This window comes from Polaromonas sp. P3_B4 (genome assembly GCF_056402835.1).
Window position 1 is genome coordinate 228,764 of the sequence record NZ_JBFUGQ010000003.1, and the last position, 25,590, is coordinate 254,353.

At 63.8% G+C, this 25,590-nt stretch carries 28 protein-coding genes and 1 riboswitch; of the genes, 12 read left to right on the forward strand and 16 right to left on the reverse strand.

Annotated elements, in window-relative coordinates; translation table 11 throughout:
• From AC1DVV_RS20725 to AC1DVV_RS20745, 5 genes are all read right to left on the reverse strand, one after another.
• Complete coding sequence (locus tag AC1DVV_RS20725; RefSeq protein ID WP_457281864.1) at nt 1–819, reverse strand: thiazole synthase; 819 nt, start codon at nt 817–819, stop codon at nt 1–3.
• 132 nt (nt 820–951) lie between these two features.
• Nucleotides 952–1,167, reverse strand: a complete 216-nt coding sequence (thiS, locus tag AC1DVV_RS20730) for a sulfur carrier protein ThiS (protein ID WP_457281865.1) — start codon at nt 1,165–1,167, stop codon at nt 952–954.
• A 1-nt stretch (nt 1,168) separates the two neighbouring features.
• Nucleotides 1,169–2,230, reverse strand: coding sequence for a glycine oxidase ThiO (gene thiO / locus AC1DVV_RS20735; protein ID WP_477689706.1), 1,062 nt, complete (start codon nt 2,228–2,230; stop codon nt 1,169–1,171).
• Nucleotides 2,231–2,253: 23 nt separating this feature from the next.
• Nucleotides 2,254–4,173 carry a phosphomethylpyrimidine synthase ThiC gene (gene thiC, locus AC1DVV_RS20740; protein WP_477689707.1) on the reverse strand — a complete coding sequence of 640 codons (1,920 nt, stop codon included), beginning with the start codon at nt 4,171–4,173 and terminating at the stop codon, nt 2,254–2,256.
• 79 nt (nt 4,174–4,252) lie between these two features.
• Nucleotides 4,253–4,376: riboswitch (TPP riboswitch) on the reverse strand.
• Nucleotides 4,377–4,463: 87 nt separating this feature from the next.
• Nucleotides 4,464–5,114 (reverse strand): hypothetical protein, encoded by a 651-nt coding sequence (locus tag AC1DVV_RS20745; protein ID WP_457306457.1) that lies wholly within the window; start codon nt 5,112–5,114, stop codon nt 4,464–4,466.
• 268 nt (nt 5,115–5,382) lie between these two features.
• Here AC1DVV_RS20745 and AC1DVV_RS20750 point away from each other — a divergent pair, with 268 nt between their 5' ends.
• Together AC1DVV_RS20750 and AC1DVV_RS20755 are read left to right on the forward strand one after the other, a co-directional pair.
• Nucleotides 5,383–5,937, forward strand: a complete 555-nt coding sequence (locus AC1DVV_RS20750) for a Spy/CpxP family protein refolding chaperone (RefSeq protein ID WP_457281869.1) — start codon at nt 5,383–5,385, stop codon at nt 5,935–5,937.
• Nucleotides 5,938–6,189: 252 nt separating this feature from the next.
• Entirely contained in the window at nt 6,190–7,260 is a 1,071-nt protein-coding gene (locus tag AC1DVV_RS20755) for a flavodoxin family protein (RefSeq protein ID WP_477701564.1), read from the forward strand.
• A gap of 96 nt (nt 7,261–7,356) precedes the next feature.
• Here the strand turns inward: AC1DVV_RS20755 and AC1DVV_RS20760 are convergent, their stop codons facing one another.
• Nucleotides 7,357–7,824 (reverse strand): hypothetical protein, encoded by a 468-nt coding sequence (locus AC1DVV_RS20760; protein WP_477701565.1) that lies wholly within the window; start codon nt 7,822–7,824, stop codon nt 7,357–7,359.
• Between the two features lie 85 nt (nt 7,825–7,909).
• Complete coding sequence (locus AC1DVV_RS20765) at nt 7,910–8,212, reverse strand: hypothetical protein (protein WP_457281872.1); 303 nt, start codon at nt 8,210–8,212, stop codon at nt 7,910–7,912.
• A 434-nt stretch (nt 8,213–8,646) separates the two neighbouring features.
• On the opposite strand from AC1DVV_RS20765, the gene AC1DVV_RS20770 reads away from it, so the two are divergent.
• The 4 genes from AC1DVV_RS20770 to AC1DVV_RS20785 all read left to right on the forward strand — a co-directional run bounded on the left by AC1DVV_RS20770 (nt 8,647) and on the right by AC1DVV_RS20785 (nt 13,005).
• Nucleotides 8,647–9,450 carry an endonuclease/exonuclease/phosphatase family protein gene (locus AC1DVV_RS20770; RefSeq protein ID WP_457282084.1) on the forward strand — a complete coding sequence of 268 codons (804 nt, stop codon included), beginning with the start codon at nt 8,647–8,649 and terminating at the stop codon, nt 9,448–9,450.
• Nucleotides 9,451–9,452: 2 nt separating this feature from the next.
• On the forward strand, nt 9,453–10,727 hold the full coding sequence (gene clsB / locus AC1DVV_RS20775) for a cardiolipin synthase ClsB (protein ID WP_457281873.1): 1,275 nt from the start codon (nt 9,453–9,455) through the stop codon (nt 10,725–10,727).
• Nucleotides 10,728–10,734: 7 nt separating this feature from the next.
• Nucleotides 10,735–11,760 carry a lysylphosphatidylglycerol synthase domain-containing protein gene (locus AC1DVV_RS20780; protein ID WP_477667027.1) on the forward strand — a complete coding sequence of 342 codons (1,026 nt, stop codon included), beginning with the start codon at nt 10,735–10,737 and terminating at the stop codon, nt 11,758–11,760.
• A gap of 306 nt (nt 11,761–12,066) precedes the next feature.
• A complete protein-coding gene (locus AC1DVV_RS20785) occupies nt 12,067–13,005 on the forward strand; it encodes a TIGR03915 family putative DNA repair protein (protein WP_477667028.1) in 939 nt (312 codons plus the stop codon).
• 103 nt (nt 13,006–13,108) lie between these two features.
• On the opposite strand, the gene AC1DVV_RS20790 is transcribed toward AC1DVV_RS20785, so the two are convergent.
• The 3 genes from AC1DVV_RS20790 to AC1DVV_RS20800 form a co-directional block, all read right to left on the reverse strand.
• Complete coding sequence (locus AC1DVV_RS20790; RefSeq protein ID WP_477701566.1) at nt 13,109–13,468, reverse strand: hypothetical protein; 360 nt, start codon at nt 13,466–13,468, stop codon at nt 13,109–13,111.
• 143 nt (nt 13,469–13,611) lie between these two features.
• Nucleotides 13,612–14,034 (reverse strand): PPC domain-containing DNA-binding protein, encoded by a 423-nt coding sequence (locus AC1DVV_RS20795; RefSeq protein WP_477701577.1) that lies wholly within the window; start codon nt 14,032–14,034, stop codon nt 13,612–13,614.
• Between the two features lie 659 nt (nt 14,035–14,693).
• Nucleotides 14,694–15,854 carry a metallophosphoesterase gene (locus AC1DVV_RS20800; RefSeq protein WP_477701567.1) on the reverse strand — a complete coding sequence of 387 codons (1,161 nt, stop codon included), beginning with the start codon at nt 15,852–15,854 and terminating at the stop codon, nt 14,694–14,696.
• Nucleotides 15,855–16,127: 273 nt separating this feature from the next.
• Between AC1DVV_RS20800 and minC the strand changes: the two genes are divergently transcribed.
• The 4 genes from minC to AC1DVV_RS20820 all read left to right on the forward strand — a co-directional run bounded on the left by minC (nt 16,128) and on the right by AC1DVV_RS20820 (nt 19,929).
• A complete protein-coding gene (gene minC, locus AC1DVV_RS20805) occupies nt 16,128–16,922 on the forward strand; it encodes a septum site-determining protein MinC (RefSeq protein ID WP_457281878.1) in 795 nt (264 codons plus the stop codon).
• 97 nt (nt 16,923–17,019) lie between these two features.
• A complete protein-coding gene (gene minD, locus AC1DVV_RS20810) occupies nt 17,020–17,838 on the forward strand; it encodes a septum site-determining protein MinD (protein ID WP_348046637.1) in 819 nt (272 codons plus the stop codon).
• A 4-nt stretch (nt 17,839–17,842) separates the two neighbouring features.
• Complete coding sequence (gene minE, locus AC1DVV_RS20815) at nt 17,843–18,139, forward strand: cell division topological specificity factor MinE (RefSeq protein WP_457281879.1); 297 nt, start codon at nt 17,843–17,845, stop codon at nt 18,137–18,139.
• 83 nt (nt 18,140–18,222) lie between these two features.
• Nucleotides 18,223–19,929 carry an ABC1 kinase family protein gene (locus AC1DVV_RS20820; RefSeq protein WP_457281880.1) on the forward strand — a complete coding sequence of 569 codons (1,707 nt, stop codon included), beginning with the start codon at nt 18,223–18,225 and terminating at the stop codon, nt 19,927–19,929.
• 96 nt (nt 19,930–20,025) lie between these two features.
• Here the strand turns inward: AC1DVV_RS20820 and AC1DVV_RS20825 are convergent, their stop codons facing one another.
• Nucleotides 20,026–20,862: an inositol oxygenase family protein gene (locus tag AC1DVV_RS20825; protein ID WP_477701568.1), complete on the reverse strand. Its 837-nt coding sequence runs from the start codon at nt 20,860–20,862 to the stop codon at nt 20,026–20,028.
• A gap of 121 nt (nt 20,863–20,983) precedes the next feature.
• Here AC1DVV_RS20825 and AC1DVV_RS20830 point away from each other — a divergent pair, with 121 nt between their 5' ends.
• Nucleotides 20,984–21,808 carry a DUF1749 domain-containing protein gene (locus AC1DVV_RS20830; protein WP_477701569.1) on the forward strand — a complete coding sequence of 275 codons (825 nt, stop codon included), beginning with the start codon at nt 20,984–20,986 and terminating at the stop codon, nt 21,806–21,808.
• A gap of 128 nt (nt 21,809–21,936) precedes the next feature.
• Nucleotides 21,937–22,794, forward strand: coding sequence for an alpha/beta hydrolase (locus AC1DVV_RS20835; protein WP_477701570.1), 858 nt, complete (start codon nt 21,937–21,939; stop codon nt 22,792–22,794).
• Between the two features lie 25 nt (nt 22,795–22,819).
• Here AC1DVV_RS20835 and AC1DVV_RS20840 read toward each other — a convergent pair whose 3' ends face one another.
• The 5 genes from AC1DVV_RS20840 to AC1DVV_RS20860 all read right to left on the reverse strand — a co-directional run bounded on the left by AC1DVV_RS20840 (nt 22,820) and on the right by AC1DVV_RS20860 (nt 25,556).
• The gene (locus AC1DVV_RS20840) at nt 22,820–23,035 is read right to left on the reverse strand and encodes a hypothetical protein (RefSeq protein WP_477648569.1); all 216 of its coding nucleotides are present in this window, start codon (nt 23,033–23,035) and stop codon (nt 22,820–22,822) included.
• 243 nt (nt 23,036–23,278) lie between these two features.
• Nucleotides 23,279–24,088 carry an alpha/beta fold hydrolase gene (locus tag AC1DVV_RS20845; RefSeq protein WP_477701571.1) on the reverse strand — a complete coding sequence of 270 codons (810 nt, stop codon included), beginning with the start codon at nt 24,086–24,088 and terminating at the stop codon, nt 23,279–23,281.
• A gap of 1 nt (nt 24,089) precedes the next feature.
• Nucleotides 24,090–24,281, reverse strand: coding sequence for a hypothetical protein (locus AC1DVV_RS20850; RefSeq protein ID WP_477701578.1), 192 nt, complete (start codon nt 24,279–24,281; stop codon nt 24,090–24,092).
• A 316-nt stretch (nt 24,282–24,597) separates the two neighbouring features.
• Nucleotides 24,598–25,011, reverse strand: a complete 414-nt coding sequence (locus tag AC1DVV_RS20855; protein WP_477701572.1) for a VOC family protein — start codon at nt 25,009–25,011, stop codon at nt 24,598–24,600.
• A gap of 101 nt (nt 25,012–25,112) precedes the next feature.
• The gene (locus tag AC1DVV_RS20860) at nt 25,113–25,556 is read right to left on the reverse strand and encodes a hypothetical protein (RefSeq protein ID WP_477701573.1); all 444 of its coding nucleotides are present in this window, start codon (nt 25,554–25,556) and stop codon (nt 25,113–25,115) included.
• Nucleotides 25,557–25,590 lie beyond the last annotated feature (34 nt).

Here is a 25,590-nt window from a genome sequence, read left to right on the forward strand (position 1 = left end):
TCAGGGTGCGTGCCAGAAGGGTACGCCAACGGTCGGCGTGGAAGCCTGCGCGGCAGCCCGCTCCGGCATGGGTGTCGACTCATAAGCGGCGCGGCCGGCGGCCACGCCGTCGGCAAAAGCGCGCGCCATGCGCACCGGGTCGCCGGCCTGCGCCACCGCGGTGTTCAGCAGCACCGCATCAAAGCCCAGCTCCATCACCGCCGCCGCATGCGAAGGCCGGCCGATGCCGGCATCAACCACCAGCACCGCATCGGGCAGGCGGCGGCGCATGGTTTCCAGCGCATAAGGGTTCAGCGGCCCGCGGCCCGTGCCAATGGGCGCTGCCCAGGGCATCACGGCCGCGCAGCCCGCATCACGCAGGCGCTGGGCTATCACCAGGTCATCCGTCGTGTAGGCAAACACGGCAAACCCGTCTTTGGCCAGCACCGTTGCGGCGTGCAGGGTGGCGTGTGTGTCGGGCTGCAAGGTGTAGTCGTCGCCGATCACCTCCAGCTTGATCCAGGTCGTGCCGAAAATCTCGCGCGCCATCTGCGCCAGCGTGATCGCCTCTTCCGCGCTGTGGCAGCCCGCCGTGTTGGGCAGGATGTGGCAGCCCAGCGCCTGGATACGTTGCCAGAAACTGTTGCCGCCGCCACTTTCCGGCTGCAGGCGGCGCAGGCCCACCGTCAGCACTTCGCACCCGCTGGCACGCACCGCATCGCTCATGACTTGCGGCGAGGGGTAATGCGAGGTGCCAAGGAAGAAGCGGCTGGACAAAGTCTTGCCACCGACCTTCAGGGGCTGGCCGTGGGCGATAGAAGGTAATGCAGGTGTTGTCATATCAAGCGTTCCGCAAAAGTATCGCGATGCCAGCAGACGCCGCGGAACTGGCTCCGCCAGGCCGCCAGCGTCGCCCCCTGCAAGGGGGGAAGGTGCTACACGCAGTGAGCATCCGACAGGGGTGTGTCATGTCTATCCCCCTGTAATCGGGGTCACCACATCGATGCGATCACCATCCTGTAGCGCGCGCTCCGGCCACTGCGGCCGCGGCACAAACCCATTGTTGATGGCGCAGGCAAAGGCGCTCTTGAAGTCGTAGCCCCGCGCCTGCAGCAATGCCTGCAGTGTCGGCGCATCGGTTTCCATGCGTTCACCGTTCAACGATATTTCCAATGTTGTCGTCGTCATGTCATTCATTCTCCGTACTCAGGAGTTTATGGACAAGCCCATCCACCAGCGCGGGCGCGCACAGATACCCATGACGGTACAGGCCATTGATGTGCCAGACACCGTTGCGCAGCGCAATCGCCGGCCGGTGGTCGTCCAGCGCAGGCCGCAGTGCAGCCGCCAGGCGCAGCACCCTGGCCTCGCCAAAAGCCGGGTGCAGGCTGTGCAGCGCGCTGGCGAGCTCGAGTGTGGAGCGCAAGGTCACCGGCCCGCTGTCTTCCGATTCCAGCTCGGTCGCGCCCACCACAAAACGGTGGCCGGGCCGCGGCGCCACATACAGCTGGTAGCGCGGATGCATCAGGCGCACCGGGCGCTGCAACGTCACGCCGGCGCATTCCACCGTCAGCACCTCGCCGCGCACGCCGCGCAGCTGCGGCCAGCCTTCCTTCGCACCCACACCGCGTGCGTCCACCGCAACATCCACGCCATGGGTTTGTCCGGCGCAGACAATGCGGCCCTCTTCCACAGCGTTGACTGCCTGGCCTTCGAGCCAGGTGCCGCCCAGCCTGTCGATCTCCACCGCCAGCGCGGCCATCCACTGGTCATTGGCCAGCTGGCCTTCGCCCTCCAGCAACAGGCCGCCGCCAAAGCGCCCGGCAAGCGCGGGCTCGGCCCGGCCCAGCGCAGCGGCATCAAGCGCCTGCACCTGCGCACGTGACGCATCAGGCAGCTTGTGCATCAGCAGGCGGGTGAAATGTTCCAGCGAACTCTGGTCGGGTGCATGGGCCACCACCAGCGTACCTTCGCGCCGGAAATACACCGGCAAGCCTGCAACCTCCAGCTCGGCAATCCATTGCGGCCATAGCTGCATCGAGCGCTGGCCCAGGGCAAACACGGCCTCGTCAGCCACCGCCAGCTCCGCCAGCGGCGAGAGCATCGCCGCCGCCGTCATCGAGGCCGTGGCCAGATCGTCACGCGCCCGCGCATCGAACAGGCTGACGCGGCAGCCGGCGCGCAGCAGGCGCCAGGCCAGCGTGCGTCCGGCCAGGCCTGCGCCCGCGATGCCGATGTGCAAAGTGCTCATGTCAGGGACGGCTCCGAAACAACTCAGGAATAAATCTCGCTCCCGCCTTCGCGGAACTCCTTGGCCTTTTCCTCAAAGCCGGTGGCGATCTGCTTGATGGGAATTGTCGTGGTGGCCGACGCCAGCGTGGTGGTGGCCGGGTTGAGCCGCGCAAACTCGCGCACCTCCTGCGAGATTTTCATCGAACAGAACTTCGGCCCGCACATCGAGCAGAAATGCGCCACCTTGGCGTTCTCTTTGGGCAGCGTTTCGTCGTGATACGCCATCGCCGTGTCAGGGTCGATCGCCAGGCGGAACTGGTCTTCCCAGCGGAACTCAAAGCGCGCTTTCGACACCGCGTTGTCCCACATCTGCGCGCCAGGGTAGCCCTTGGCCAGGTCGCCCGCATGCGCGGCGATCTTGTAGGCGATCAGGCCCTGCTTCACATCGTCGCGGTTGGGCAGGCCCAAATGCTCTTTCGGCGTCACGTAGCAGAGCATGGCCGTGCCGTACCAGCCGATGTTGGCCGCGCCCATGGCCGAAGAGATGTGGTCATAGCCCGGCGAAATGTCGGTGATCAGCGGGCCCAGCGTATAGAAAGGCGCTTCAAAGCAGGCTTCGAGCTGCTTGTCGACGTTTTCCTTCACCAGCTGCAGCGGCACGTGGCCGGGGCCTTCGATCATCACCTGCACGTCGTGCTTCCAGGCGATCTGTGTGAGCTCGCCCAGCGTGTGCAGCTCGGCAAACTGCGCTTCGTCGTTCGCATCGGCAATCGAGCCGGGGCGCAGGCCGTCGCCCAGCGAGAAGCACACGTCATACGCCTTCATGATCTCGCAGATCTCGTCAAAGCGTTCGTACAAGAAGCTTTCCTTGTGGTGCGACAGGCACCACTTGGCCATGATGGAGCCGCCGCGCGAGACGATGCCCGTCAGGCGATTCGCCGTGAGCGGCACATAGGCCAGGCGCACACCGGCGTGGATGGTGAAGTAGTCCACGCCCTGCTCGGCCTGCTCGATCAGCGTGTCGCGGAAGATTTCCCAGGTCAGGTCTTCGGCCTTGCCGTTGACTTTTTCCAGCGCCTGGTAAATCGGCACCGTGCCGATGGGTACCGGCGAGTTGCGCAAAATCCATTCGCGTGTTTCATGGATGTTCTCGCCCGTCGAGAGATCCATCACGGTGTCTGCGCCCCATCGGATCGACCAGACCAGCTTGTCGACTTCTTCTTCGATGCTCGAGGTGACCGCCGAGTTGCCGATGTTGGCATTCACCTTGATCAGGAAGTTGCGGCCGATGATCATCGGCTCGCTCTCAGGGTGGTTGACGTTGTTCGGAATGACGGCGCGGCCGCGCGCCACTTCGTCGCGCACAAACTCGGCCGTGATCTGCTCCGGAATCGCGGCGTTGAAGGAGTGCCCTTTTTTCGGCATGCGTTCAGTGGCCAGGCGCTCAGCCAGCTGCGCGCGCACCAGGTTTTCGCGCACCGCGATGTATTCCATCTCGGGGGTGATGATGCCTTTGCGCGCGTAATGCATCTGCGACACATTGGCGCCGGCCTTGGCGCGTCGCGGCACGGGCGCATGCGCCATGCGTAGCGCGGCCAGGGCCGGATCGTTCAGGCGCTCACGGCCGTAGGCGCTGCTGATGCCGGGCAGGGCTTCGGTGTCCTGGCGCTCGTTGATCCAGGCGCCGCGCAGCGGCGGCAGGCCGCGCGTAATGTCGATGGGCGAGGCCGGGTCGGTGTAGACACCCGAAGCGTCATACAAACGCAGCGGCGGGTTGGCCTCGCGGCGCGGCTCGCCGGCGCCTTCGTGCACCAGCGTGTCGGTCAGCGTGACTTCACGGAACGGAACGCGGATGTCGGGACGCGAGCCTTCAATGTAGATTTTTGCCGAGCCCGGAAAAGGCGCGCGCGTGATGCGACTGGTGAGGTCTTGGGTGTCAACGGTGAGTCGGGTTTTGGCCATGTGGTTCTCCAGAAGGTGGGGTGCCTGCTGGGGAGCCGGGGGTCCATCGGTGGCATGTGGGATGCCGCTGCGGAGTTCCGGAGCCAATTGCGTTGTTCCCTACGCGGGGATAATCCCGATCAGGTTCAGCGGGTCTCGCAAACTGCGATCTCAGCCTCGAAAGCCTCCTCACGGAAACATCCTTGGCACCCCGACAAGCTGAAGCCATTGTAGGCAGGCCGGCCGGTAATGGCAATTGACCGTGGTCAATAGCACCTTAACCGGCGAGGGAGACAAAAACCAGGGGCCAGTTACCCAAAGCGGCTCGCCTGCCCAACCAGTTTTTTGGCCAATTCGTCCATCAGGCCCGGCGTAACCTGTGCCGCGGGGTAGGTCGTGTTTTCCACACCAAAGCCGCCCACATTGCTGATCCGGAAGGCAATTTCGCCGCGGTCGTGGTCCGGCGTGACCGTGATAAAACCCCGTGTCTGCGTTTCATACTCGAACACATAGGCCAACAGTTTGTTGGTTTCCGGATGACGCTGCTCCTTGCGCTCATGCGGTACCTTGCCGACAGACAGGCGGCTCGTCACCCGTTCAAGATCCGGCGGGAAGTTCACTGTCACGCTATGGACGGCCACACTTCCCTTGGCCGGAAGCAGATCCCATCCCATCCCGATGTAGTCAATCGCTTCTGCGTTTCTCAGCATCTTGGTACGGGCGTCGCACCGAAGGTTTGCCAGCGCAAGCGGCGGGAACGGCTGTTTCCCATTCAGGCTGTAGTCGCCGGGCGCCGGCGGTCTGATCACATTGAGCTGCGCGCACAGTTCCTGCAGGTATTTGCGCGCCATCTTGCATGCGAATTCACAGTTTTGCGTGTTGGTGCTCAGGTCTTGCTGCACACCGAGTTGCCGGCTTTGCAGTTCCGTGGCGTGCTTCTTCAGTTCAGACAAAAAACTCATTTGGTCGGCGGACGGGTAAGACGTTGAGGCACACAGCATACCCGCAAGCCCCGGCCGTGAGGCACGGCCGTCCGCAAAACGGCCTCCGGCAATATTTACGTCCTTGCCCCGTGGCCACCACCAGGCTTTCACCAAACTTTACATACCGTCATCGCCCGGCAACGCCAGGGAAACAGACGGCCCGCACACTTGCTTTCAACCTGAAGCCAAAAGCCGTATGTCACGACTCAATGGAACTCAGGCATCTTCTCCTGAAAGGAAGTTCCCCATGAAATTCGCATTCAACCGCCCTGCTTCCCTCAACAGCCTCGTACTGGCCGGCCTGCTGGCAACCGTTGGCGCCGGTGCCATGGCACAAACGCCTCCTGCACCACCCGCCGGATCGCCGCCCGCCGCAGGCAAGCCTGCCGGCCCCCACGAAGGCCGCATGGGCCGCCACGACCCCGCCAAGATGCAGGCCATGATCGCCAAGCACCAGGCCGAACTGAAGGCCAAGCTCAAGCTCACGCCTGCCCAGGAAGGCGCATGGACCAGCTACACCGCCTCCATGCAGCCGCCCGCACACGGAGCACGTCCCACGCCGGAGCAACGCGCCGAGTTCGACAAGCTGACCACGCCCCAGCGCATCGACAAGATGAAGGAAATGCGCACCCAGCGCATGGCCGAAATGAACGCGGCGATGGACAAGCGCGGTGAAGCCACCAAGACCTTCTACGCGGGGCTCACACCCGAGCAGCAAAAAACCTTTGATGCCGAGCACAAAAAGCATGGCATGCGCCATGGCGGTCCTCGCGGCCACGGCCCGGCCCCACAAAAAGGTTGAGCCATAACTGCGACACGCTGAACTGAAGCGGTGTCAGGCCCGCACGGCAGCCCCAACGGCTGCGTGCGGGCTTTTTTGTGGCCAGTTCACATTTCTCATTAGCTATTATTTTGATAGCTGTCTGCGCTGCTTACATAAGGATTACAGGCCATTTTTACCAAAAACCGCAGCTCGCCAGACGGCGCCGAAAGTCCGCGTAGGACGGCATCGAAACCCCCGGTTCAAGCCCTGCAGGGTCACTAGACTCGGCAGATGACCACGGTACGCAAAGGCCAGGCACCGGCCGTCCTTTCACGCGACGCGTTCCACGAACGCTTCATGCAATCTTTTGTCGACCCGGCATTCCGGCAGGAAGACGAAGCCCTGGCCCGGCTTGAAAGCGTGGCCTGGGATGCCTACCAGGAGGGCCGCAAGGCGCCCCACACGCGCAAGGCCGGGGAAGAATTTTCCGACCCCGACTACGACCTGTCCGTCGAATGGCTGGAAACCCGCGAACGCCTGGCCAAAGCGCAGGCGGCCTGGAAAGACCCGGCCACGCCTTCCCGCGTGCTGCTGGTGTGCGGCTCCGCCCGCAACGACGGCACCTGCCCCGGCGAAATCTCCAAGACCTGGCGCCTGCTCAACAGCGCGAAGACCACCCTCCAAGAGGCAGGCATGAATCCCGATGTGCTGGACCTCAGCCTGCTCACCTCCAGCTACCGCCTCAACATTCACCCCTGCAAAGGCTGCGTGTCGACCGCCATGCCGCTGTGCCACTGGCCTTGCAGCTGCTACCCCAACCATGCATTGGGGCAAACCAGCGACTGGATGGCCGAGATCTACGAACGCTGGACGGCTGCGCATGCCGTCATCATCCTCACGCCCGTGTACTGGTACCAGTCACCCAGCCCGCTCAAGCTCATGATCGACCGCCTGGTGTGTGCCGACGGCGGCAACCCCGACCCCACCACCACCCACGGCAAAAAGCCGGAGGAAGCCAAGGCGCTGGAGATGAAAGGCTGGGACTATCCCAAGCACCTGGCCGGCCGCGCGTACGGTGTCGTGGTGCATGGCGACGTGGCCGGGATCGAGGGCGCGCGCCGAAGCCTGTGCGACTGGCTGGACTGGATGGGCCTGATCGACGCCGGCAGCCAGGCCCGGCTGGACCGGTACATCGGCTACTACGAACCCTATGCCACCAGCCACGACACGCTGGACGCAGACAAAGCCCTGATGGAAGAAGTCCGCAACGTGGCCAGGGCAGTTGCCACCGCTGTCACCGAACTCCGGGCCGGGAAGCTACCCCAGCCCGGCAAGGGCTTGCAGCAGCCCCGGCCCAAATAACGCAGGCGTGAAAAAAGCCGGGCAGGTAGAACCCCGTGCCCGGCTTTGTGGCGGTGCAACTACCTTGCGGCGATTACACCCGCACCTTGCCTGCCCTTACTTCGAAGTGCCGCCGACGGCCGCATCACCCTGAACACTGCCCTGGACACGGGCACTGCCCGCAGCGTTATCCAGCTTGTTGTAGGTGCGCTTGGCGCCGCTCTTCACGGCGTTGCCGGTGCGGGCTACAGCCCGTCCGGTGCTGCGGGCAGTGTTGTCCACCGCGGCCGCGGCCCTGCTGCCTGCGGAGGTGTCCCCCTGGGCTGAGCCGGAGACATTGGCGCCGGCACCGAGCCTGCCGCTGGAAGATCCCGAGGGTCCGCTGGAGTCCGAGGTAGCGCCTGCCGCGGCATTCGCGCGAACACCGGCGTCGATATTGGTGTTCTGGCCGGCCGAGACGCCGACCCCTACACCGGTGCCGACACCCACACCGAGGCCCTGTGCAAAGGCGCCGGCAGAGCCGAACAACGTGACTGCGGTCAACGCAGCGGCCGCAGGAATGGAACGCATAAAGTACTTGGACATATCAAACTCCTTCAAAAAGGGTGATGGCAACGCGTCAGCGCACCTTCAACCTGAAACTGTCATGGCGCCAAGGCAGCGCCTGGCCTTACTTGCTGGTACCGCCCGAATCCGTGGGGGCAGCGCCGGCAGTGGCGGCTTTGCTCTTGCGTGCAGCGCGTTTGGCGGCCTTGACCTGCTTCTTGTCGGATTTCGCTGCCTGTTTTTCGGACTTGGCGGCGTCACGCTGCTCAGGCGTCTTGGCGGTTGCACCGGTGGAGACCGAACCCGAGCTGTCGCCTGGTTTGCCCGCAGGATCGGTCTGCGCGTGTGCGGCTGCGCCAAACATCAGTGCGGCCGTCATGGCAGCTGCAAGGGAAAGGGTCTTCATGGAAGAGGGGGTTTTGAACATGGGAGTAGTTCCTTGGGTTGTGCTCGTAGGCTGGGTTGAAAAAACACGCCTGCCACTTCATCGGGGCTAACGTTGAATTCAATCTAGCGGGCCGGGCCCGCCTGCCTTATCGGAGAGGCCCCCCGCGCCATGTAGGACACTGCGCCCGCGGGCTGTGGCCAAAGGCACGTCCCAGGCGCTTGCGTACGCCGCGCCCTGCCGCAAATAAGTTACTGTCCTACAGTCACTCCCCGGGCGCAGAATAACAATGGGTGCCAAGGCCTGTCCTGCGCCCTTTCCGCCTGCCTGTCTGGGCCTACTCGCTTATCTTTCCTATGCCGACTTCCACACCCGAATCCCCTTCGCCATCGCCTTCTTCAGCTTCGCGCCGCGGGCCGGATGCCCTGTCTGTCGCCGTGCCCACCCGCTCTCCTGAAGCCGCCACGCTGATCGATATGGAGGCCGTCGAGGCCGACACGCAGACTGCACTTGCAGCGGTCAGCCCCGAATCTTCGTTCTCGTTCAAGGTACTCACGGTCAACATCCACAAGGGCTTTACCTTTTTCAACCGAAAATTCATCCTGCCCGAGCTGCGCGAAGCCGTTCGCGGCGTCGGGGCGGACGTGGTGTTTTTGCAGGAAGTAACGGGCAACCACGTCAAGCACCAGGACAAGTTCGACAACTACCCGGAAACGCCGCACTACGAATTCCTGGCCGACACCATCTGGCCGCAGTTCGCCTACGGCCGCAACGCGGTCTACACCAACGGGCACCACGGCAATGCCGTGTTGTCCAAGTTCCCCATCGTGCGTTTTGAAAACCTCGACGTGTCCATCAGCGGGCCCGAGCGCCGTGGGCTGCTGCATTGCGAACTGCAGATACCCGGCCGCAGCGTGAACGTGCACGCCGTCTGCGTGCACCTGGGCCTCATGGAAGCGCACCGCGAGCAGCAAATGGACATGCTGTGCGAACTGGTGCGCAACAACATTCCGCCGCACGCGCCCGTCGTGGTGGCCGGGGACTTCAACGACTGGCGGCACCGCGCCCATGCCCGGCTGGAAAAAGGCGCCGAGCTGCATGAGGTGTTTGTGCAGGCCAACGGCAAGGCGGCGCGCACCTTTCCCGCACGCCTGCCCCTGCTGCGGCTGGACCGCATCTATGTGCGCAACGCCATCGGCCACGCACCGGTGGTGCTGCCTCTGCGGCCCTGGTCACACCTGTCAGATCACGCGCCCCTTGCGGCAGAAATCGAGCTCTGAACATGAGTCGTTGGGTAAGCGGCAACCAGTTCCAGCTGCTTGAAAACGGCGAGGAGTTTTTCCCGCGCGTCTTTGAGTGCATTGCCGCGGCCAAACGCGAGGTGGTGGTGGAAACCTTCATCCTGTTTGAAGACAAGGTCGGTGAAGAGCTGCACGCGGCCCTGCACCAGGCGGCGCGGCGCGGCGTGCAGATCGACCTGACGATTGACGGCTACGGCTCTCCGGACCTGTCACCTGAATTCATTTCCACCCTGACGCGGGCCGGCGTGCGCGTGCATGTGTTTGACCCGGGGCCCAGGCTGTGGGGCTGGCGCACCAACCTGTTTCGCCGTATGCACCGCAAGATTGTGGTCGTCGATGGCGAACGTGCTTTCGTCGGCGGCATCAACTATTCGGCGGACCACCTGGCCGACTTCGGCCCGCAGGCCAAGCAGGACTATGCCGTCGAGATCGAAGGTCCCCTCGTGGCCGACATCCACAGCTTTGTGCGCAGGGCCCTGGCGGCGGGGCAGCGCAATGCCGGCGCCGAGCCGCCCACGGGCTTGCGTGAACGGTTTTCCGAACGCGCCCGTTCCGTGGCCGGCACATGGCGCAGGGACGACGTGCCCGCGCCGGCGGGCGACGCCGCGGCGCTTTTTGTCACGCGCGACAACCGCAAACACACCAACGACATCGAGCGCCACTACCGCGCCGCCATCCGCACGGCGCGCCAGCGTGTCGTGATCGCCAACGCGTATTTCTTTCCCGGTTACCGGCTGCTCAGGGAAATGCGCCACGCCGCGCGGCGCGGTGTGGACGTGCACCTCATCCTGCAGGGCGAGCCCGACATGGCGATCGTCAAGACCGCCGCCAGCATGCTCTACCACCACCTGCTGGACGCGGGTGTGCGCATTTACGAATACTGCGACCGCCCCTTGCACGGCAAGGTGGCCGTGATCGACGACGAATGGGCCACCGTGGGCTCCAGCAACCTGGACCCGCTGAGCCTGGCGCTCAACCTCGAGGCCAACGTCATGATCCGCGACCGCACCTTCAACAACGACCTGGGCACGCGGCTGGACCACCTGATGCAGCACAGCTGCAAAGAGATAGGCCGCCAGGACCTGGTGAAGCCCACGTGGTGGCGCACGCTGCGCAGCTACTTTGTCTTTCACCTGCTGCGCCGCTACCCCGCCTGGGCCGGCTGGCTGCCGGCGCACGCGCCACGCATCACGCCCGCCGAAGTGGCCACGCCCGATCAGCGCGAGCCCCAACAGCACCAGGCCAGACCCATTTGAGCGCGTGATGGCCGAAAGCCGCACCTTGCCCACGCCCCATCCTCCCCGCCCGCCCGGGCGGCACGGCAAGCCCCAGCCCGCCGTGCCGAAAAAAAAGGCCTGGTGGCCATGGCTCAGGCACGGCGCCACCGCCGCGTTCTTTCTGCTCATCGCCAGCCTGCTGTTCTCGCAGGCTCGCAAGATTGAATGGTCCCAGGTCCTCACCGCGCTGGAGGACTACCCCCTCACCGCCGCCTGGGGCGCCGTGCTTTTAGCCGTGGCCAGCTTCACGCTTTACAGCACCTTCGACCTGCTGGGCCGCCACTACACCCGCCACCCGTTGCGCGCCCCCACCGTGATGGCAGTGACCTTCGTCAGCTACGCCTTCAACCTCAACCTCGGCTCCCTCGTGGGCGGTGTGGCTTTTCGCTACCGCCTCTATTCACGCCTGGGCCTGGGCAACGGCGCCATCACCCGCATCATGTCGCTGAGCATGTTGACCAACTGGATGGGGTACCTGCTGCTCGCCGGCGCGGTGTTTGCCTTGCAGCCGCCCACCCTGCCCCTGGACTGGCCTGTCACCACCAACTCCCTGCGTCTGATCGGTGCGGTGCTGCTGGCGGTTGTTGCGGGTTATCTCGGCATTTGCGCGTTTTCCCGCCGGCGCATGCTGCGGCTGCGCGGCCATGAGGTGGTGTTGCCCTCCGTGCGGCTGGCCGGCCTGCAGCTGCTGATGGGCGCCGGCAACTGGCTCATCATGTCGGGCATTATTTTCATCCTGCTGCAGCACCGCATCGAGTTTTCCGCCGTCGTCAGCGTGCTGCTGCTGGCGGCCATTGCCGGCGTGATCACCCATGTGCCGGCCGGCCTCGGCGTGCTGGAGGCCGTGTTCGTCGCCCTGCTGTCGCACGAGATGCCGCAGTACGAACTGCTGGCCGCGCTGGTGGCTTACCGCGTGATCTATTACCTGGTGCCGCTGACCGCGGCCGTTGTGGCGTATCTCGCCATGGAAACCCACGCCAAAAAGCTGCGGCGGGCCCACAAAAAGCGCTGACGCCACCCCCGTCCAGGTCAAAAAGCGCACGCTGCAGCACGTTTGGCACCGTTGCCGCCAGCCAGACCCTTTTGGGCTGGGTTCAGGCTGATTTAGGCGACAAAGCCACAAAAGGCCCGGGATTTTTGCCTCACTTTCACACCTGAATCACCAAAACACTGTATATTAATACAGTGAATTCGGGCTTTCTGTCCTGGCAATGCGCCGCCCGCACCCAGGAAGACGGCTCTTTTGCCTACACCCGCCGCGGAACCCATCGCCGCAACATAGGGTCTGAACCGTGAAGAAAGAAGAAAGGATGTGTCCATGGGCGTGATGAATGACCTGCTGACGAACGACCTCTTTCCACAAGCCATGCTGCCTGTCACGCTGCAGGGGCAGACGGACCTCGAGGGCTTTCGCCGTGCCGCACGCGGCCTGCTGGCACAGAACATCCTGCCTGGGCAAGTCATCTGGCATTGCAGCACCACGCCCGCTGAAGGCGTGCCGCCCACCGGCACGGCGCAGAGCCCCGCACTCAGCGACGCACCCACCGTCACTGTCCCACCCGAATTTCTCACCCTGTGCCAGGCCGTCATCCTGCACAACAACCCGCAGCGCTTCAGCCTGCTCTACCGCCTGCTGTGGCGTCTGGTGCATGAGCCCGAACTGCGGCACAACCAGCTCGACACCGACATGGCGCAGGCCCGGCAAATGGCCGAAGAAGTGCGCCACGACATGCAGAAAATGAAGGCCCAGCTGCGCTTTCACTCGGTGCAGGACGACACCTTCAAAACCCGCCCGCAAGGCGGCCCGCTGCACGTGGCCTGGTTCGAGCCGGAACACCACATCGTTGAAGCCGTGGCGCCGCTGTTTGCCCGCCGCTTTGCCCACATGCGCTGGGCCATCCTCACGCCCCAATGCAGCGTCGAGTCCGACTACCTGGGCCCGCAGGCTTCCGGCCACGGCCGGCACGCTGCGCCGGTGCTGCCCCCGGAAGAAACACGACCAGGCCACAAGCCGGCCGACGCCCCGGCTTCACTGCGCTTCGGCCCCGCCGCCGACAGGCAGACCGCCCCCTCACCCGACGCCAGCGAACAGCGCTGGCTCACGCAGTACGAACAGGTCTTTCACCCCGCGCGCCTGCGCCGCCGGATGATGCAGAAAGATTCGCCGCAGCGTTACTACCGGAAGAACCGCAGCTCGGCCGGCGCCCGCAAGGCGCGCACACCGAAGGCTGCCGCCGGTCAGCCACTATCAATTTAATAGCTGCTTGCGCTTGTCCCTGTTGGGCCAGGGCGTCATTTGGCATTCATCCCTGATGCCACGCCATACCGCTCACGGGCTATAAACAGGCAGCAAATCCGCCTCAGGGCTTGGCAAGAGGCGGCCGCGTTGGCGCAGCACCAGGCGCAGGTGTCGCATTCGGCGAGGGCGATACCGCGTCACGGCCGTCGTTGCCGGGCGGCGTCACCGGACGGATGGTCGAGTCACGCGGATCCGGCGGCGGGGGCGGCGCTTCGGGTTCAGACGCCCGGCGCGCCGGGTTGCGGTTCATCGGATTCCTCAAGGGAGCCGTCGGCACTGCGGTATCGGGTGCCGCGGCCGGCTGTGTGGTTTGCGATGTCTGGGCTACCGCCTGTGGTCCGGTGAAAAGCGTCAGGGCCATTGCCAACACAACGCCCGGCAGGGCGACGGAAGCGACGGAAAAGGGTGGTTGTTTCAACATGAACATGCCTCCTTGATACTGGGTGCTGGTAGGTTGCGTGCGTGGTAATGCGCTAACACCACTCTACGCCTGTCCTCCACGCCCGCCATGGCCATGACGCCAGCACGGCTGTCAGGGCCGGCCTACAGACGCGGCCCCTGCTTTCAAGACCAGGGCGTTGCCGGCTTCGCCACCAGTTCCTTGAACCCGGTACGCGCGTCATGCTCACGCGCAAACACCCAACCCTGCAGCGACACCAGCACAATTTCAGCGGTCGTCCGCACCACACAACCCGGCATCACATGGCCGCCACACATCTCTCCCCGCGCATTGGCCACACTGGCATGCAGGTGCGCGCCGTCAGGGCTCAACGTGCCCGACAGCGTGATCAGTTCCAGCGGTTCCACCAGCACCGTCCCCTGCGGCTCGGCCGCATAGCGCAGCACGGCGCGAGACAGGCTCCCCACCGCAGAGATGACGCAAGCCGCGCGGGTGTTCTGCTCGGCCTGCAGCTGGGCGAATGCTGCATCCAGGGCTGTTCGCAGGTCGTCGCCTGGGTTCAGGCGGAGGGTTTGGGTTTGGGGCATGGGTGGAGGGTAGACGATGTTGCTGTTGTTGTTCAAGCTGTGTGCTCTTTGCTGAGGGCTGCTGGCCGGGGGTTGCCCGGCATGCAACTCACTTTCTTTTGCTTCGCCAAAAGAAAGTAAGCAAAGAAAAGGCGACCCTGGTTCCTGCGTCCCTGCGCTTCGCTACGGGCAACCTGCGGTGCTCGGTCCAGCCGGGGTCAAAAACAACTCGCCTTCGGCTCAAACAAGTTTTTGCCCTGATCCGTCTGGCCCTGTGCTCCTCGGCGCATCCACAAGGGGGTGGGAGAGGAATACCAAACACCAGAAGAAACAAGGACACGCCATGGCGTGTCCTTGTCGGTATTGGTATTGGAGTTGGTATTTGTCTTCAGTCCCCGCTCCCGATTAGCCCTTCTGTATGCGCCGAGGAGCACAGGTTCAGGCGGATCAGGGATCGCGATTGTCTGAGCGAAGTGCAACGTAGCGAGTTCGAGCGAGACCCCGCCTGAACCGAGCACCGCAGGTTGCCCCGGAGCGAAGCGCAGGGGTCGCAGACAGCAGGGTCGCCTTTTCTTTTGCTTACTTTTCTTTTGGCGAAGCAAAAGAAAAGTGAGTAGCCGCCGGGCTACCCCCGGCCAGCAACACTCTGCAAAGATCACGCCCTAAAAATCAACACAACCTCACCCCACCACCAACCTCAAAAAAGTAATCTCCGAAGGCGCCCCAAACCGTTTGGGCGGCCCCCAGTACCCCGTCCCGCGGCTCGTATAAACCCACAGGTTCTGCAGCTTGTGCAAGCCCGCGGTAAACGGCTGCTGAAACCGCACAAACAGATTCCACGGATAAAACTGCCCGCCATGCGTATGGCCCGACAGCTGCAGGTCAAAGCCGGCTTTGGCCGCCGCCGCCGCACTGCGCGGCTGGTGCGCCAGCAACACGCGCACGGCCTCCAGCGGCGCACCACGCAGGGCCGCCTCCGGGTCACTGCGATGGGTTGGGTCAAAATGCCCGCCGCTGTAGTCCGTCACACCCGCCAGCACCAGCGGCGTGGCGTCCTGGCCCACAGCAAGAAGTGGCGGTCGAATCACCACATGCTGGTTCAGCAACACCGTCAGGCCCAGCCGGCGCAGCTCGTCAATCCAGGCATGCGCGCCCGAGTAGTACTCATGGTTGCCCGTCACAAAATACGTGCCGTGGCGCGACTGCAGCTCCGCCAGCGGCGCCACGTGCGAGGCCAGCTCGCTCACCTTGCCGTCCACCAGGTCGCCGGTGATGGCCACCACATCGGCATCCAGCGCATTGACCTTGTCGACAATGCGGCGCAAATACGCCTGCTTGATGGTCGGCCCCACATGGATGTCGCTGATCTGCGCCACGGTAAACCCCTGCAGTGCGGCGGGCAGGCCCTTGATGGGCACATCCACCTTCACCACGGCGGCTGTGCGGCGCGCATTCAGAAAACCCAGCACGGTGATCAGCCCGCCCAGCAGCGGCACCGCCTCGGCCGACACCGTGCGCAGCCACGCCAGCGGCAGGTGGCCGGGCGCCACGGCATCGGCCAGCCACAGCACCAGCAGTGCCGCATCACGCGCCACCGTCAACACCAGCAGCGACGAAAACAGGCCCATGAAAAGCAGGCCCGCCCAGGTCAGCACATCGGCCAAAGGCTGTTTGGCTACACGGCCGGCCATCAGCCCCAGCGGCATGACAAAGGCCGACACCACAAGGACCGCGGCAAACAGCCATTGCCCCGCGGGATACGCCCCCAACCCGGGTAGAAGGCGTGCACCAATGTAAACATGGAGCAGCGCGGTTACAAGCGCCAGCGGCAGGAAGTTCATGAAATGTCCAGGGTAATGACGAGCTGATGACCCCTGCACATGGGTACGGGACGCGCGCATTCAATGCCGGCGCTGCTTTAAAGCGGGGCTGCCGCGCCACGCAAACACCACCACCAGCGTGCCACAAGTCACGGGCCAGCGTTTCATACGCTCACAAGTGCGACAAAGCGTGCGTGCGAATCCGCCCCTTCGCACGCTACCCTCGGCCATCTTTCTTCGCCCTCATTTTTCGCACCGGTCGCCCGTTGTCCTTCTGCCCATGACTTTCCACCCATGACTGTTGCCATACAGGCCACCACCCCCGCCACCTTCGAAATCAAAAGTGCCAACCTGCCCCTGGTGGCTTTGCTGCTCAAGTCCACCGACCTTGTCGCGCTCGCGCAAGAGTTGCAGGCCCGCTTTGGCGACATTCCCGACTTTTTCGACCAGGACGCGCTGATGATCGACCTCTCGCCCCTGCAGTCCGCCGCCGCGCGCAGCGGACGGGCGGTGGGCGACATCGACTTCCCCGCCCTCATCACCCTGCTGGGCAGCTACCAGCTGGTGCCGCTTTCCGTGAAGGGCGGCAACCCCGCGCAAATGGCGGCAGCGCTGCAGGCCGGGCTGCTGCCCGTGCCCGACGCCCACCTGCTGCCTGACCGCCCCGCTACGGCAGCCCCGGCGCAACAGCCAGCACCGCCCGTGGTGGTGGCCGCGCCCGCCGCCGCCCCGCTGGGTGCCCTGGTGGTCGACAAACCTCTGCGCTCGGGCCAGCAGGTGTATGCACGCGGCCGCGACCTGGTGGTGCTGGCCATGGTCAACGCCGGCGCTGAAGTCATTGCCGACGGCCACATCCATGTGTATGCGCCGCTGCGCGGCAAGGCCATGGCCGGCGCGCGCGGCAACACCGAGGCACGCATTTTTTCGCTGGCGCTGGAAGCCGAGCTGATTTCGATTGCCGGTGTGTACCGCACCGCCGAACACCCGCTGCCCGAAGGCCTGGCAGGCCAGCCCACGCAAGTGCGGCTGGTGCCTGCCGAAGAAGGCCAGGAAGGCGACCGGCTCGTCATGAATGTGCTGGCTGCTTGAGCACGCAGCCTTCAACCCACGTATGTTCCTGCGCCTTCATGCCGCCCATGTGTAAACCCGGCATACCCGTTCCCGTTTTCAAAAGGACTTTTATCTGATGGCAAAAATCATTGTGGTCACCTCCGGCAAGGGCGGCGTGGGCAAAACCACCACCAGTGCCAGCTTTGCAACCGGCCTCGCCTTGCGCGGGCATAAAACCGCGGTCATCGACTTCGACGTGGGCCTCCGCAACCTCGACCTCATCATGGGCTGCGAACGCCGCGTGGTGTACGACCTCATCAACGTCATACAGGGTGAAGCCACGCTCAACCAGGCGCTCATCAAAGACAAGCAGTGCCACAACCTCTTTGTGCTGGCCGCCTCGCAAACCCGCGACAAGGACGCACTGACAAAAGCCGGCGTGGAGAAAGTGCTCAAAGACCTGGGCGAGATGGACTTCGAGTACATCGTCTGCGACTCCCCCGCCGGCATTGAAACCGGCGCGCTCATGGCCATGCACTTTGCCGATGAAGCCCTCATCGTCACCAACCCCGAGGTCTCCTCGGTGCGCGACTCCGACCGCATCCTCGGCATGCTTTCAAGCAAGACCAAACGCGCCATCGACGGCGGTGACGCCATCAAGGAGCATTTGCTCATCACGCGCTACAACCCGGGCCGCGTTGACCAGGGGCAGATGCTCTCGCTGGAAGACATCCAGGACATCCTGCGCATCAAGCTCATCGGCGTCATCCCCGAATCCGAATCCGTGCTGCAAGCCTCCAACCAGGGCGTGCCGGCCGTGCACATGAACGGCAGCGATGTGTCCGAAGCCTACAAGGACGTGGTCGACCGTTTCCTCGGCGACAAGGACAAGCCCATGCGTTTCATCGACGCGCAAAAACCCGGCCTCTTCAAGCGCTGGTTCGGGGGGAAGTAAAACGATGGCGTCCTTCCTGTCCTTTTTTCTCGGCGAAAAGAAAAAAACTGCCAACGTCGCCAAGGAGCGGCTGCAGATCATCCTGGCGCACGAGCGCACAGGGCGCGGCCATGAGCCCGACTACCTGCCCGCGCTGCAGCGCGACCTCATCGCCGTGATCGCCAAGTACATCCGCATCGACCCACACGACATCAAGCTGCACCTGGAGCGGCAGGACAACCTGGATGTGCTGGAAGTGAAGATCGAGCTGCCCGACAAGAAGGAAAAAACCGGCGCTTCCGCCGCAGCAGCCCGCAAATAGCACCCGCCAGAAAACCCGCCGCACTTGCCCCGCAATTGACAAAAGGCAAGCCCGGCAACACAACTCAGGGCTATCATCATTCGATGTTGATCGAGACCTTCGGTGCCGCGCGCGACATGGCACGCCTGGCGGAAATCGCCGGTGTGCTGATTCGCCACGGCTTTGGCGACAGCGTGCGGCGGCTCGGCCTGGCCGACAAGCTCGAGCGTGCCGGCCATGCGCTGCACTGGGGCCACGTGGCCGACCTTGCCCGCATCAGCCCGCCCGAGCAGGTGCGCCTGGCGCTTGAAGAGCTGGGCCCCACCTTCGTCAAGCTTGGGCAGGTGCTTGCCGGCCGCGCCGACCTGTTCGGCCCCGAATGGATCACCGAGTTCGAAAAACTCCACAGCCATGTTCCGCCCGTGCCGCTGGCGCTGTTGCTGCCGCAGCTGCGCGAAGACCTGGGTGGCGAGCCCGAGGCCGTCTTTGCCCGCTTTGACACCACGCCGCTGGCCGCCGCCTCGATTGCGCAGGTGCACCGTGCGCAGCTGCATGACGGCACTGAAGTCATCGTCAAGATCCGCCGCCCCGGCATCACTGAAGTCATCGACGCCGACCTGCGCCTGATGGACCGGCTGGCCTCGCTGGCCGAAGCCGAGCTGTCCGCGCTCAAGCCCTACCACCCGCGGCAGCTGGTGCGCGAGCTCGCCAAGTCGCTGCGCCGCGAGCTCGATTTAGCCGCCGAATGCCGCCATGCCGAGCGCATCGCCCTCAACATGGCGTCGCTGCCCTACATCGTGATCCCGCGCGTGCACTGGGCCCACACTGGCCTGCGCATCAACGTGCAGGACCTGGTCGACGGCGTGCCCGGCAGTGCGCTGGACCAGCTCACGCCCGAAGCCGGCTTTGACCGCAGCGAACTTGCCCGCCGCGGCGCCCACGCCGTGCTGAAAATGATTGTGGAAGACGGCCTTTTCCACGCAGACCCGCACCCCGGCAACGTGTTTTACCTGCCCGGCAACGGCATCGCCTTTATCGACTTCGGCATGATCGGCCACCTGACCGAGCGGCGGCGCGAAGAGCTGCTGCAACTGCTGCTGGGCCTGGTCGAACGCCAGCCGCAGGCCGTGGCCGACGTGCTGCTCGACTGGACGAGTGACGAGCATGGCACCAACCTCTCCCAGCTGGAGGGCGAGATTGAAGCCTTTGTCGACCAGTACCACAGCACCCCGCTGGCCCAGCTCAGCCTGGGGCAAATGCTGTCCGACGTCACCGCCATCCTGCGCGACCACCACCTGGGCCTGCCGCCCGACCTGGCGCTGCTGATCAAGGCCTTTATCTCGCTCGAAGGCATGGGCCGCGGCCTGGACCCGGGCTTTCACATGGCCACCGAAGCCACCCCGCTGCTGCAGCAAATGGTGCGCGCGCGTTACGAACCCGCGGCACTTGCCAGCCGCGGCTGGCAAACACTGAGCCGCGCGATGGCGCTGGCCGGCCAGCTGCCGCACGACTTGACGCGCCTGCTGCGCAACGCGCGCCGCGGCCGCGTGCAGGTAGGCATCGAGCTGGCCCACCTCAAACGCGTGGGCGACCAGCTCGACCGCGCCGCCAACCGGCTGGCCATGGCCCTGGTGATTTCGGCGCTCATCATCGGCTCGTCCATCGTCATGACCGTCAAGGGCGGCCCCACGCTGTTTGGTTTGCCGGCGTTCGGGTTTGTCGGTTTTATGGGCGCCATGGCCGGCGGCCTGTGGCTGGTGCGGGCCATCTGGCGCAGCAGCCGCGGCCGCAACAGCGACGACGAGAACTGAGCAGCGCTATCTTTTCAGGAGCTGCTTGCGCACATTCCTAAAGGCTTACAGGCCTTTTTTCCTTGAGAAAAAGCGGTTTTACCGCCTTCGGAACGGCTACAGCTTGAGCTGCGCCGGCAGGTACTTCGCCATCAAATCGTCGTAATACGGTTTGAGCTCGGCCAGCACCGGCGGCCTGTCGTTCTTGGAATAGAGGTCGTAGGGGTTGAACTTCTGCACCCATTCCAGGTGCGCCGCATCCTGCGCGTCCGTCAGGTGGCCGTACTGACCCTCGCGGTGCCAGGCGTAGAACGAGTGGTAGCGAATCATGTACAGCGCCGGCAGCGGCAGGTGCGTTTTCAGCAGCTGGTACAGGTATTCGTCGTGGCCCCAAGACATGTGCACCGCGTCCAGCCCGCAGCCGGGGGCGTACACACCGTACTCGCTGTTGTAGCGCGCGTCCGTACTGTCGGGGTTCAGGTCAAAGTATTCGGGGTAGACGATGCGGTCTGAAAACCTGCAGCCCACGGGGAAGGTGTCGCCCACCACGGCCCACTGCGGCTCGCCGAACAGGCACAGCACCTTGCCCAGGTCGTGAATGAAACCGGTCAGCACAAACCAGTCGGGGTGGCCGTCGGCGCGAATCGCCTCGGCAGTTTGCAGCAGGTGGCTGATTTGCGGCAGCTCGATGTCCGGGTCCGATTCGTCCACCAGCGTGTTGAGGAATTCCAGCGCGGCCCACGGCGTCATCTCGCGCTGCGAAAACGCCAGCCACTCGGCTTTTTTGCGCTGCACAAAATCGTAGGTCTGGTTCTGGTGGTTGTTGCGGTAGAACGTGCGTACACGGTCCAGGCCGGGCTGCGCGTAGTCGCGGTAAGCCGCGCGGTCAGGTTCACTGGCCAGCAAGGGCGTTGCCGGGGCGTTGGGGGTGGTTTGCGGCATGACGGCGTTCATCGTGCCATTGTAGGAAGCCCCGCCCCTGCGTGCAAACCCGGCTGTCGCGGCGGTTTGCCGGGGTTATATTGGGCCCGACCTCGATCCAACCCGCCCCACCAGCCACCGCCCGAAAGGCTTTATGCGCCGCAGACATTTCCAGCACCTTGTGGCCACTGGCCTTCTTTTTGCGTCAGCCCTGCTGGCCGGCGCCGTCCACGCACAAGACGGCAACCCCAAAATCGGCGTGCTGATGCTGCACGGCAAAAACCCCGGCAGCAACAACGACCCCAACATGAGCCGCATCAAGCCGGTGCTGGAAGGCGCAGGCATGGTGGTGCTTTTCCCCGACATGCCCTGGTCGCGCACCCGCTACCTGGACGGCAACTGGGACAAGGCCATGGCCGAAATGGCCACGCATGTCAAAGCCCTGCGCAGCCAGGGCGCCACGAAGATCGTGATCGCCGGCCACAGCATAGGCGTGCCCGCCGCCATGGGCTTTGCCGCGCGCGGCGGCGACGTGCAGGCGCTGGTGCTGCTGGCGCCCGGCCATGTGCCGGCGCGCTACTACGTCTTCACGCAAAACACCGCAGTGCGCGAAAGCGTGGACGAAGCCCGCAAGCTGGTCACCGCCGGCAAGGGCGATTCGCGTGAACGCTTTTCCGACATCAACCAGGGCAAGCAGCTGAGCGTGGTGGCTACCGCCAAAGACTACCTCAGCTATTTCGACCCCGAGTCCGACGCCGACATGGGCGTCAGCGCCCCGCGCATCCCTGCGGCCACGCCGGTGCTCACGGTCGTCGGGGACATGGACGGGCTGCAGCCCATCGTCCGCAGCTATTTCGTCAACAAGCTGCCCGCCAACCCCAAAAGCCAGTACCTCGAAGTCAAGGCCAACCACCTCACCACGCCGGTCGTGGCCAGCGAAGCCGTGGTGCAGTGGATCAAAACCGCGACGACACCATGAAGCGCCGGCACGCCAGCAGCGCTCACCATTCATGCTATGGATTTGATAGCTGCTTGCGCCCGTCCTGATTGGGTTTCCCCCCTATTTTTTTTCAATAAATCCCGGAACGCCCTCACAAAAACCCAACCATGACACCGTATTCATCCGCACGGTACCTGTGGCTGCGCCAGGCACTGCCCGCTCTCCTGCTGGTGTGCATGGCCGTGGCCGGGAACGCACAGGCGCAAAGCACACCCCGCGTGGTCGACATTCCCACCCGCCCCGGCGTCACCCAGCGCATTGTTTACATCGCGCCGGCCGCATCCCCCAGCCCGACCAACCCGAACAGCACGCCCAAGGCCTCCGTCATCCTGTTCGCCGGCGGCCATGGCGGTTTGCAAATCAATGACAACGGTGGTTTCACTCGGGGCGGCAACTTCCTTGTGCGCACGCGCCAGCAGTTTGCAGACGCCGGTTTTGCGGTCGCGGTGATTGACGCGCCGTCAGACAAACAGTCGCCGCCGTTTCTGTCGGGCAACCGGCAAACGCCCGAACACACGGCCGACGTGCTGGCCGTCATCGCCTGGCTCAAGCAGCAGGCGCCCGTGCCTGTGTGGCTGGTGGGCACCAGCCGCGGCACCCAGTCAGCCGCCTACATCGCCACCGAGGCCACGCCGGCGCAGGGCGGCCCCGACGGCATCGTGCTCACGTCCACCATGCTGACCGACAACAGCGGCCGCGCCGTGCCCAAAATGCCGGTGGAGAAACTGACGATTCCCGTGCTGGTGGTTCACCACGAACAAGACGGCTGCAAACTTTGCGCCTTCAGTGACATGCCCCAGTTGATGAACAAGCTCGCCAAAACACCCAAGGCCGAGCTGCTGACCTTCACCGGCGGCCAAAGCCGGGGCGACCCCTGTGAGGCCATGGCGTACCACGGCTATAACGGGATTGAGGCCGAGGTGGTCGGCAAGATCGGCCGCTGGATGGCCGCGGCCAAGCCCTAACGCGCTACGACCGCCTGGGCTGCGCTCAAGCCTGTTCGGGCTTGTCCAGCAGCTTGTCGTTCGGGCTGTTGCCCGCGGCCGTGTGGTTGAGCGACAAGCTCACCCCCGCCCGCTTCTGCACCGTGTCTACCGCATCCGGGTCAGGCGCCACGCTCCAGGCCATGGCGGTGGTCAGCACCACTAGCGAAGGGATGGCCCGCAAATAGCGCGGGTGAAACAGGAAGTCGGCGATCTTTTTCATGGCGGCCTTTCTTGGCGATGTCTGCAGGTGGTTGCCCCGCAGAAAAAAACAAGCGTTCATCGTGCGCCGCCAAACTTAGGGCCATGCGTCTGCCACGTTGCGGTTTGTAAGGAAATGCCTCAACGGCAGGTAAAGACACGCACGGCGCCAGCGCCGGGAGCGCCATGCGCTATGGTATTGATAGCTGCTCGCGCACGTTCTGCCTGGGCTGCAGCCACTTTCTGCTATGAAATGGCCGTTGTTTCATTCCAGAAACCGGTTCACGCACGCCATCACCCCTTCGGCCTGGTCCTTATGCGCCTCATGCCCCGCAAACGGAATGTTCAGCAGCTTCGCGCCGGGCACCTGCTCCGCCAGCTCAAACACACTGGCGCGTGACACCAGGTGGTCTTCATCGCCGCGAATCGCCAGCAAGGGGCAACGGATCTGCCTGACGCACTCGCCCGGGTAGCCACTGGGGCCGTCGTCCAGCCACATCGGCACCACGGCATCAATCAGCGCCGCAAAGTCGGGCTGCGGGTTGACCGCGTTGTACAGCGCCACCGACTCGGGGAATTTTTTCGTCCAGCTTTGCGCCGTAACGCCGCCCAGCAGCTTGCGCACCGGGTCGTCGGCCTTGAGCATTTTGTCGGTGCCAATGGCAACCAGCTTGTCGATCAGTGGTCCAGTCTGCGCGGCCATGCGCAACGCCGTGATGCCGCCGTCGCTGAAACCCACCACGCTGCAACGCTCAACGCCCAGGTGCTGCAACACAGCGGCAGCGTCAAGCGCCAGCCGCTGGTAAGTCACGCCCGCCGTGCCCAGGGTTGACTTGCCGTGGCCCCGGCTGTCGATGCCGATCACCCGGAAGCGCTTCTGCAGCAGCGGCAGGGCGCTGTTGAAGTCCTTCATCGTGCCCAGCCCGCCGTGCAGAAACAGCAGCGGCGGGTCGGCGCCATCACCGTGAACTTCAAAGTAAATCTTCGCGCTGTCCAGCGTCAGGTGGTCGCCGCTGTGGTGATCAAACTGCCCGGCCTTCACCCCCGCCGCGCGGCTGAACGTGTCCGCAGCCATGTCAGCGCCCCGTCGTGCCGCGGCGCGACTGCAGCTGGTTGCTGCCGCCCACATGCGACTCCCGGTCGCTGCGGCTGTTGGCCGTGCGCTGGCCTTCGTTCTTCTGCGTGGGTTTTTGCTCACCCATCTGGTTGAAGTCGTTTTCAACCTTGCCGCCGTGACCGGATGCCTTGGGGGTGTTGTCTTGCTCCATCGCGCCGCCGGCCTGGTCGCGCGCGTCCTCGGGTGCGAGTTGTTTGCTCTGCTTGTTTTTTGCGTCCTGTTTGTTCGGCATGGTCTGTCTCCAGATAAAGGGGTTGAACAAGGGCCAGCGTGCAAACAAAGAAGGCAACACCAACCCGCGTAACGACCATTCTGAAAACTCCCAACACCCGCCCATGTCAGACAGCGCCCCGTACCCAAGCGCGACAAGGCGAAGAGAAAGCAAACCGGCTTGCTATGAATTAAATAGCTGTTCGCGCACGTTGTGCTTGGCCCAACGGCCCATTTGGCTTAAGACCAGCGTTACATCAACCTGCAGATGTATCCGAAAACTGCGCCTCAATCTTGTGCCCATCCAGGTCCCGCACAAAGCAGCCGTAATACTGCGGCCCATACAAAGGCCGCGGGCCCGGCGCACCATCGCCAGTACCGCCCAGCTCCAGCGCCTTGGCATAAAACGCATCCACCTGCGCCTTCGACACAGCCAGAAAACCAAAGTGCGAGCCATTGCCCACATGCGCCTTGCCGCCGTCATGCGGCACGCCTACCCAAAACTCTGGATAAGCCCGCCCAAACGCCGCAGCACCGGGATGCTCCATCACCTTGCGAATCCCCAGCGTACCCAGCACCGCCTCATAAAACGCCTTGGCCCGTACGAAGTCGTTGGTGCCTATGGAGACGTGGGAGATGATGCTTTCGGGGAGGTAGGGGGTGTTTGGCATGGGCTTTGTCCTTGTTGGTTGAAAAGGAAAAGCTTAGCTTTGGTGATCTGACTTGGCAATGAATTGGCCCGCAACTTTGCGGGCATGACAGCCCATCACCCTCAACGCGAGCGGTTCGGAAAAACCCGTCGCACTTTGCTGGAGTTGACATTAAGTTGACTCACCTCGTGTCGCAACTTCGCTAACTGCAACTGAGAAATTTCATCCAACATCGGTTGGATTTCTCTGTGCCACTTCGTAAATCCCACCACCATGCCCAGCGTTCCGATCGCTCCAATAGCAGCACAAGCCCATTTATAGAAGTCCCTATCCAGCTTCGCGACTTCTATTTGACGCACCAGAATTTCTCGTCTGACGACATCTCGATTCGTAGGCGCGGCCATCACCTTTAGCGCCTCTAGCTCAACGAATGCAGATGACATGAACTCGTTTGTCGTCCGCGTGTTGTAGAGACTACTAGCAAAAGAAAAGATGAAGAGCACCAATCCAAAAAGTGCGTAGAACTTAAAAATGTTGTCTGTTGGCAGTGGCACTCGGTTTTCCATACATAACCCTTAGATAAATAACGGCAAGAACTTC

Coding starts and splice junctions, on each gene's coding strand:
- AC1DVV_RS20855 (WP_477701572.1), bottom strand. CDS start 25,011: ATGCCAAACACCCCCTACCTCCCCGAAAGCATCATCTCCCACGTCTCC.
- clsB (WP_457281873.1), top strand. CDS start 9,453: ATGAGTCGTTGGGTAAGCGGCAACCAGTTCCAGCTGCTTGAAAACGGC.
- minE (WP_457281879.1), top strand. CDS start 17,843: ATGGCGTCCTTCCTGTCCTTTTTTCTCGGCGAAAAGAAAAAAACTGCC.
- AC1DVV_RS20780 (WP_477667027.1), top strand. CDS start 10,735: ATGGCCGAAAGCCGCACCTTGCCCACGCCCCATCCTCCCCGCCCGCCC.
- thiO (WP_477689706.1), bottom strand. CDS start 2,230: ATGAGCACTTTGCACATCGGCATCGCGGGCGCAGGCCTGGCCGGACGC.
- AC1DVV_RS20750 (WP_457281869.1), top strand. CDS start 5,383: ATGAAATTCGCATTCAACCGCCCTGCTTCCCTCAACAGCCTCGTACTG.
- AC1DVV_RS20745 (WP_457306457.1), bottom strand. CDS start 5,114: ATGAGTTTTTTGTCTGAACTGAAGAAGCACGCCACGGAACTGCAAAGC.
- minC (WP_457281878.1), top strand. CDS start 16,128: ATGACTGTTGCCATACAGGCCACCACCCCCGCCACCTTCGAAATCAAA.
- minD (WP_348046637.1), top strand. CDS start 17,020: ATGGCAAAAATCATTGTGGTCACCTCCGGCAAGGGCGGCGTGGGCAAA.
- AC1DVV_RS20820 (WP_457281880.1), top strand. CDS start 18,223: ATGTTGATCGAGACCTTCGGTGCCGCGCGCGACATGGCACGCCTGGCG.
- AC1DVV_RS20830 (WP_477701569.1), top strand. CDS start 20,984: ATGCGCCGCAGACATTTCCAGCACCTTGTGGCCACTGGCCTTCTTTTT.
- AC1DVV_RS20850 (WP_477701578.1), bottom strand. CDS start 24,281: ATGGAGCAAGACAACACCCCCAAGGCATCCGGTCACGGCGGCAAGGTT.
- AC1DVV_RS20800 (WP_477701567.1), bottom strand. CDS start 15,854: ATGAACTTCCTGCCGCTGGCGCTTGTAACCGCGCTGCTCCATGTTTAC.
- thiS (WP_457281865.1), bottom strand. CDS start 1,167: ATGACGACGACAACATTGGAAATATCGTTGAACGGTGAACGCATGGAA.
- AC1DVV_RS20795 (WP_477701577.1), bottom strand. CDS start 14,034: ATGCCCCAAACCCAAACCCTCCGCCTGAACCCAGGCGACGACCTGCGA.
- AC1DVV_RS20785 (WP_477667028.1), top strand. CDS start 12,067: ATGGGCGTGATGAATGACCTGCTGACGAACGACCTCTTTCCACAAGCC.
- AC1DVV_RS20770 (WP_457282084.1), top strand. CDS start 8,647: ATGGAGGCCGTCGAGGCCGACACGCAGACTGCACTTGCAGCGGTCAGC.
- AC1DVV_RS20840 (WP_477648569.1), bottom strand. CDS start 23,035: ATGAAAAAGATCGCCGACTTCCTGTTTCACCCGCGCTATTTGCGGGCC.
- AC1DVV_RS20725 (WP_457281864.1), bottom strand. CDS start 819: ATGACAACACCTGCATTACCTTCTATCGCCCACGGCCAGCCCCTGAAG.
- AC1DVV_RS20845 (WP_477701571.1), bottom strand. CDS start 24,088: ATGGCTGCGGACACGTTCAGCCGCGCGGCGGGGGTGAAGGCCGGGCAG.
- AC1DVV_RS20755 (WP_477701564.1), top strand. CDS start 6,190: ATGACCACGGTACGCAAAGGCCAGGCACCGGCCGTCCTTTCACGCGAC.
- AC1DVV_RS20790 (WP_477701566.1), bottom strand. CDS start 13,468: ATGTTGAAACAACCACCCTTTTCCGTCGCTTCCGTCGCCCTGCCGGGC.
- AC1DVV_RS20835 (WP_477701570.1), top strand. CDS start 21,937: ATGACACCGTATTCATCCGCACGGTACCTGTGGCTGCGCCAGGCACTG.
- AC1DVV_RS20860 (WP_477701573.1), bottom strand. CDS start 25,556: ATGGAAAACCGAGTGCCACTGCCAACAGACAACATTTTTAAGTTCTAC.
- AC1DVV_RS20765 (WP_457281872.1), bottom strand. CDS start 8,212: ATGTTCAAAACCCCCTCTTCCATGAAGACCCTTTCCCTTGCAGCTGCC.
- thiC (WP_477689707.1), bottom strand. CDS start 4,173: ATGGCCAAAACCCGACTCACCGTTGACACCCAAGACCTCACCAGTCGC.
- AC1DVV_RS20760 (WP_477701565.1), bottom strand. CDS start 7,824: ATGTCCAAGTACTTTATGCGTTCCATTCCTGCGGCCGCTGCGTTGACC.
- AC1DVV_RS20825 (WP_477701568.1), bottom strand. CDS start 20,862: ATGAACGCCGTCATGCCGCAAACCACCCCCAACGCCCCGGCAACGCCC.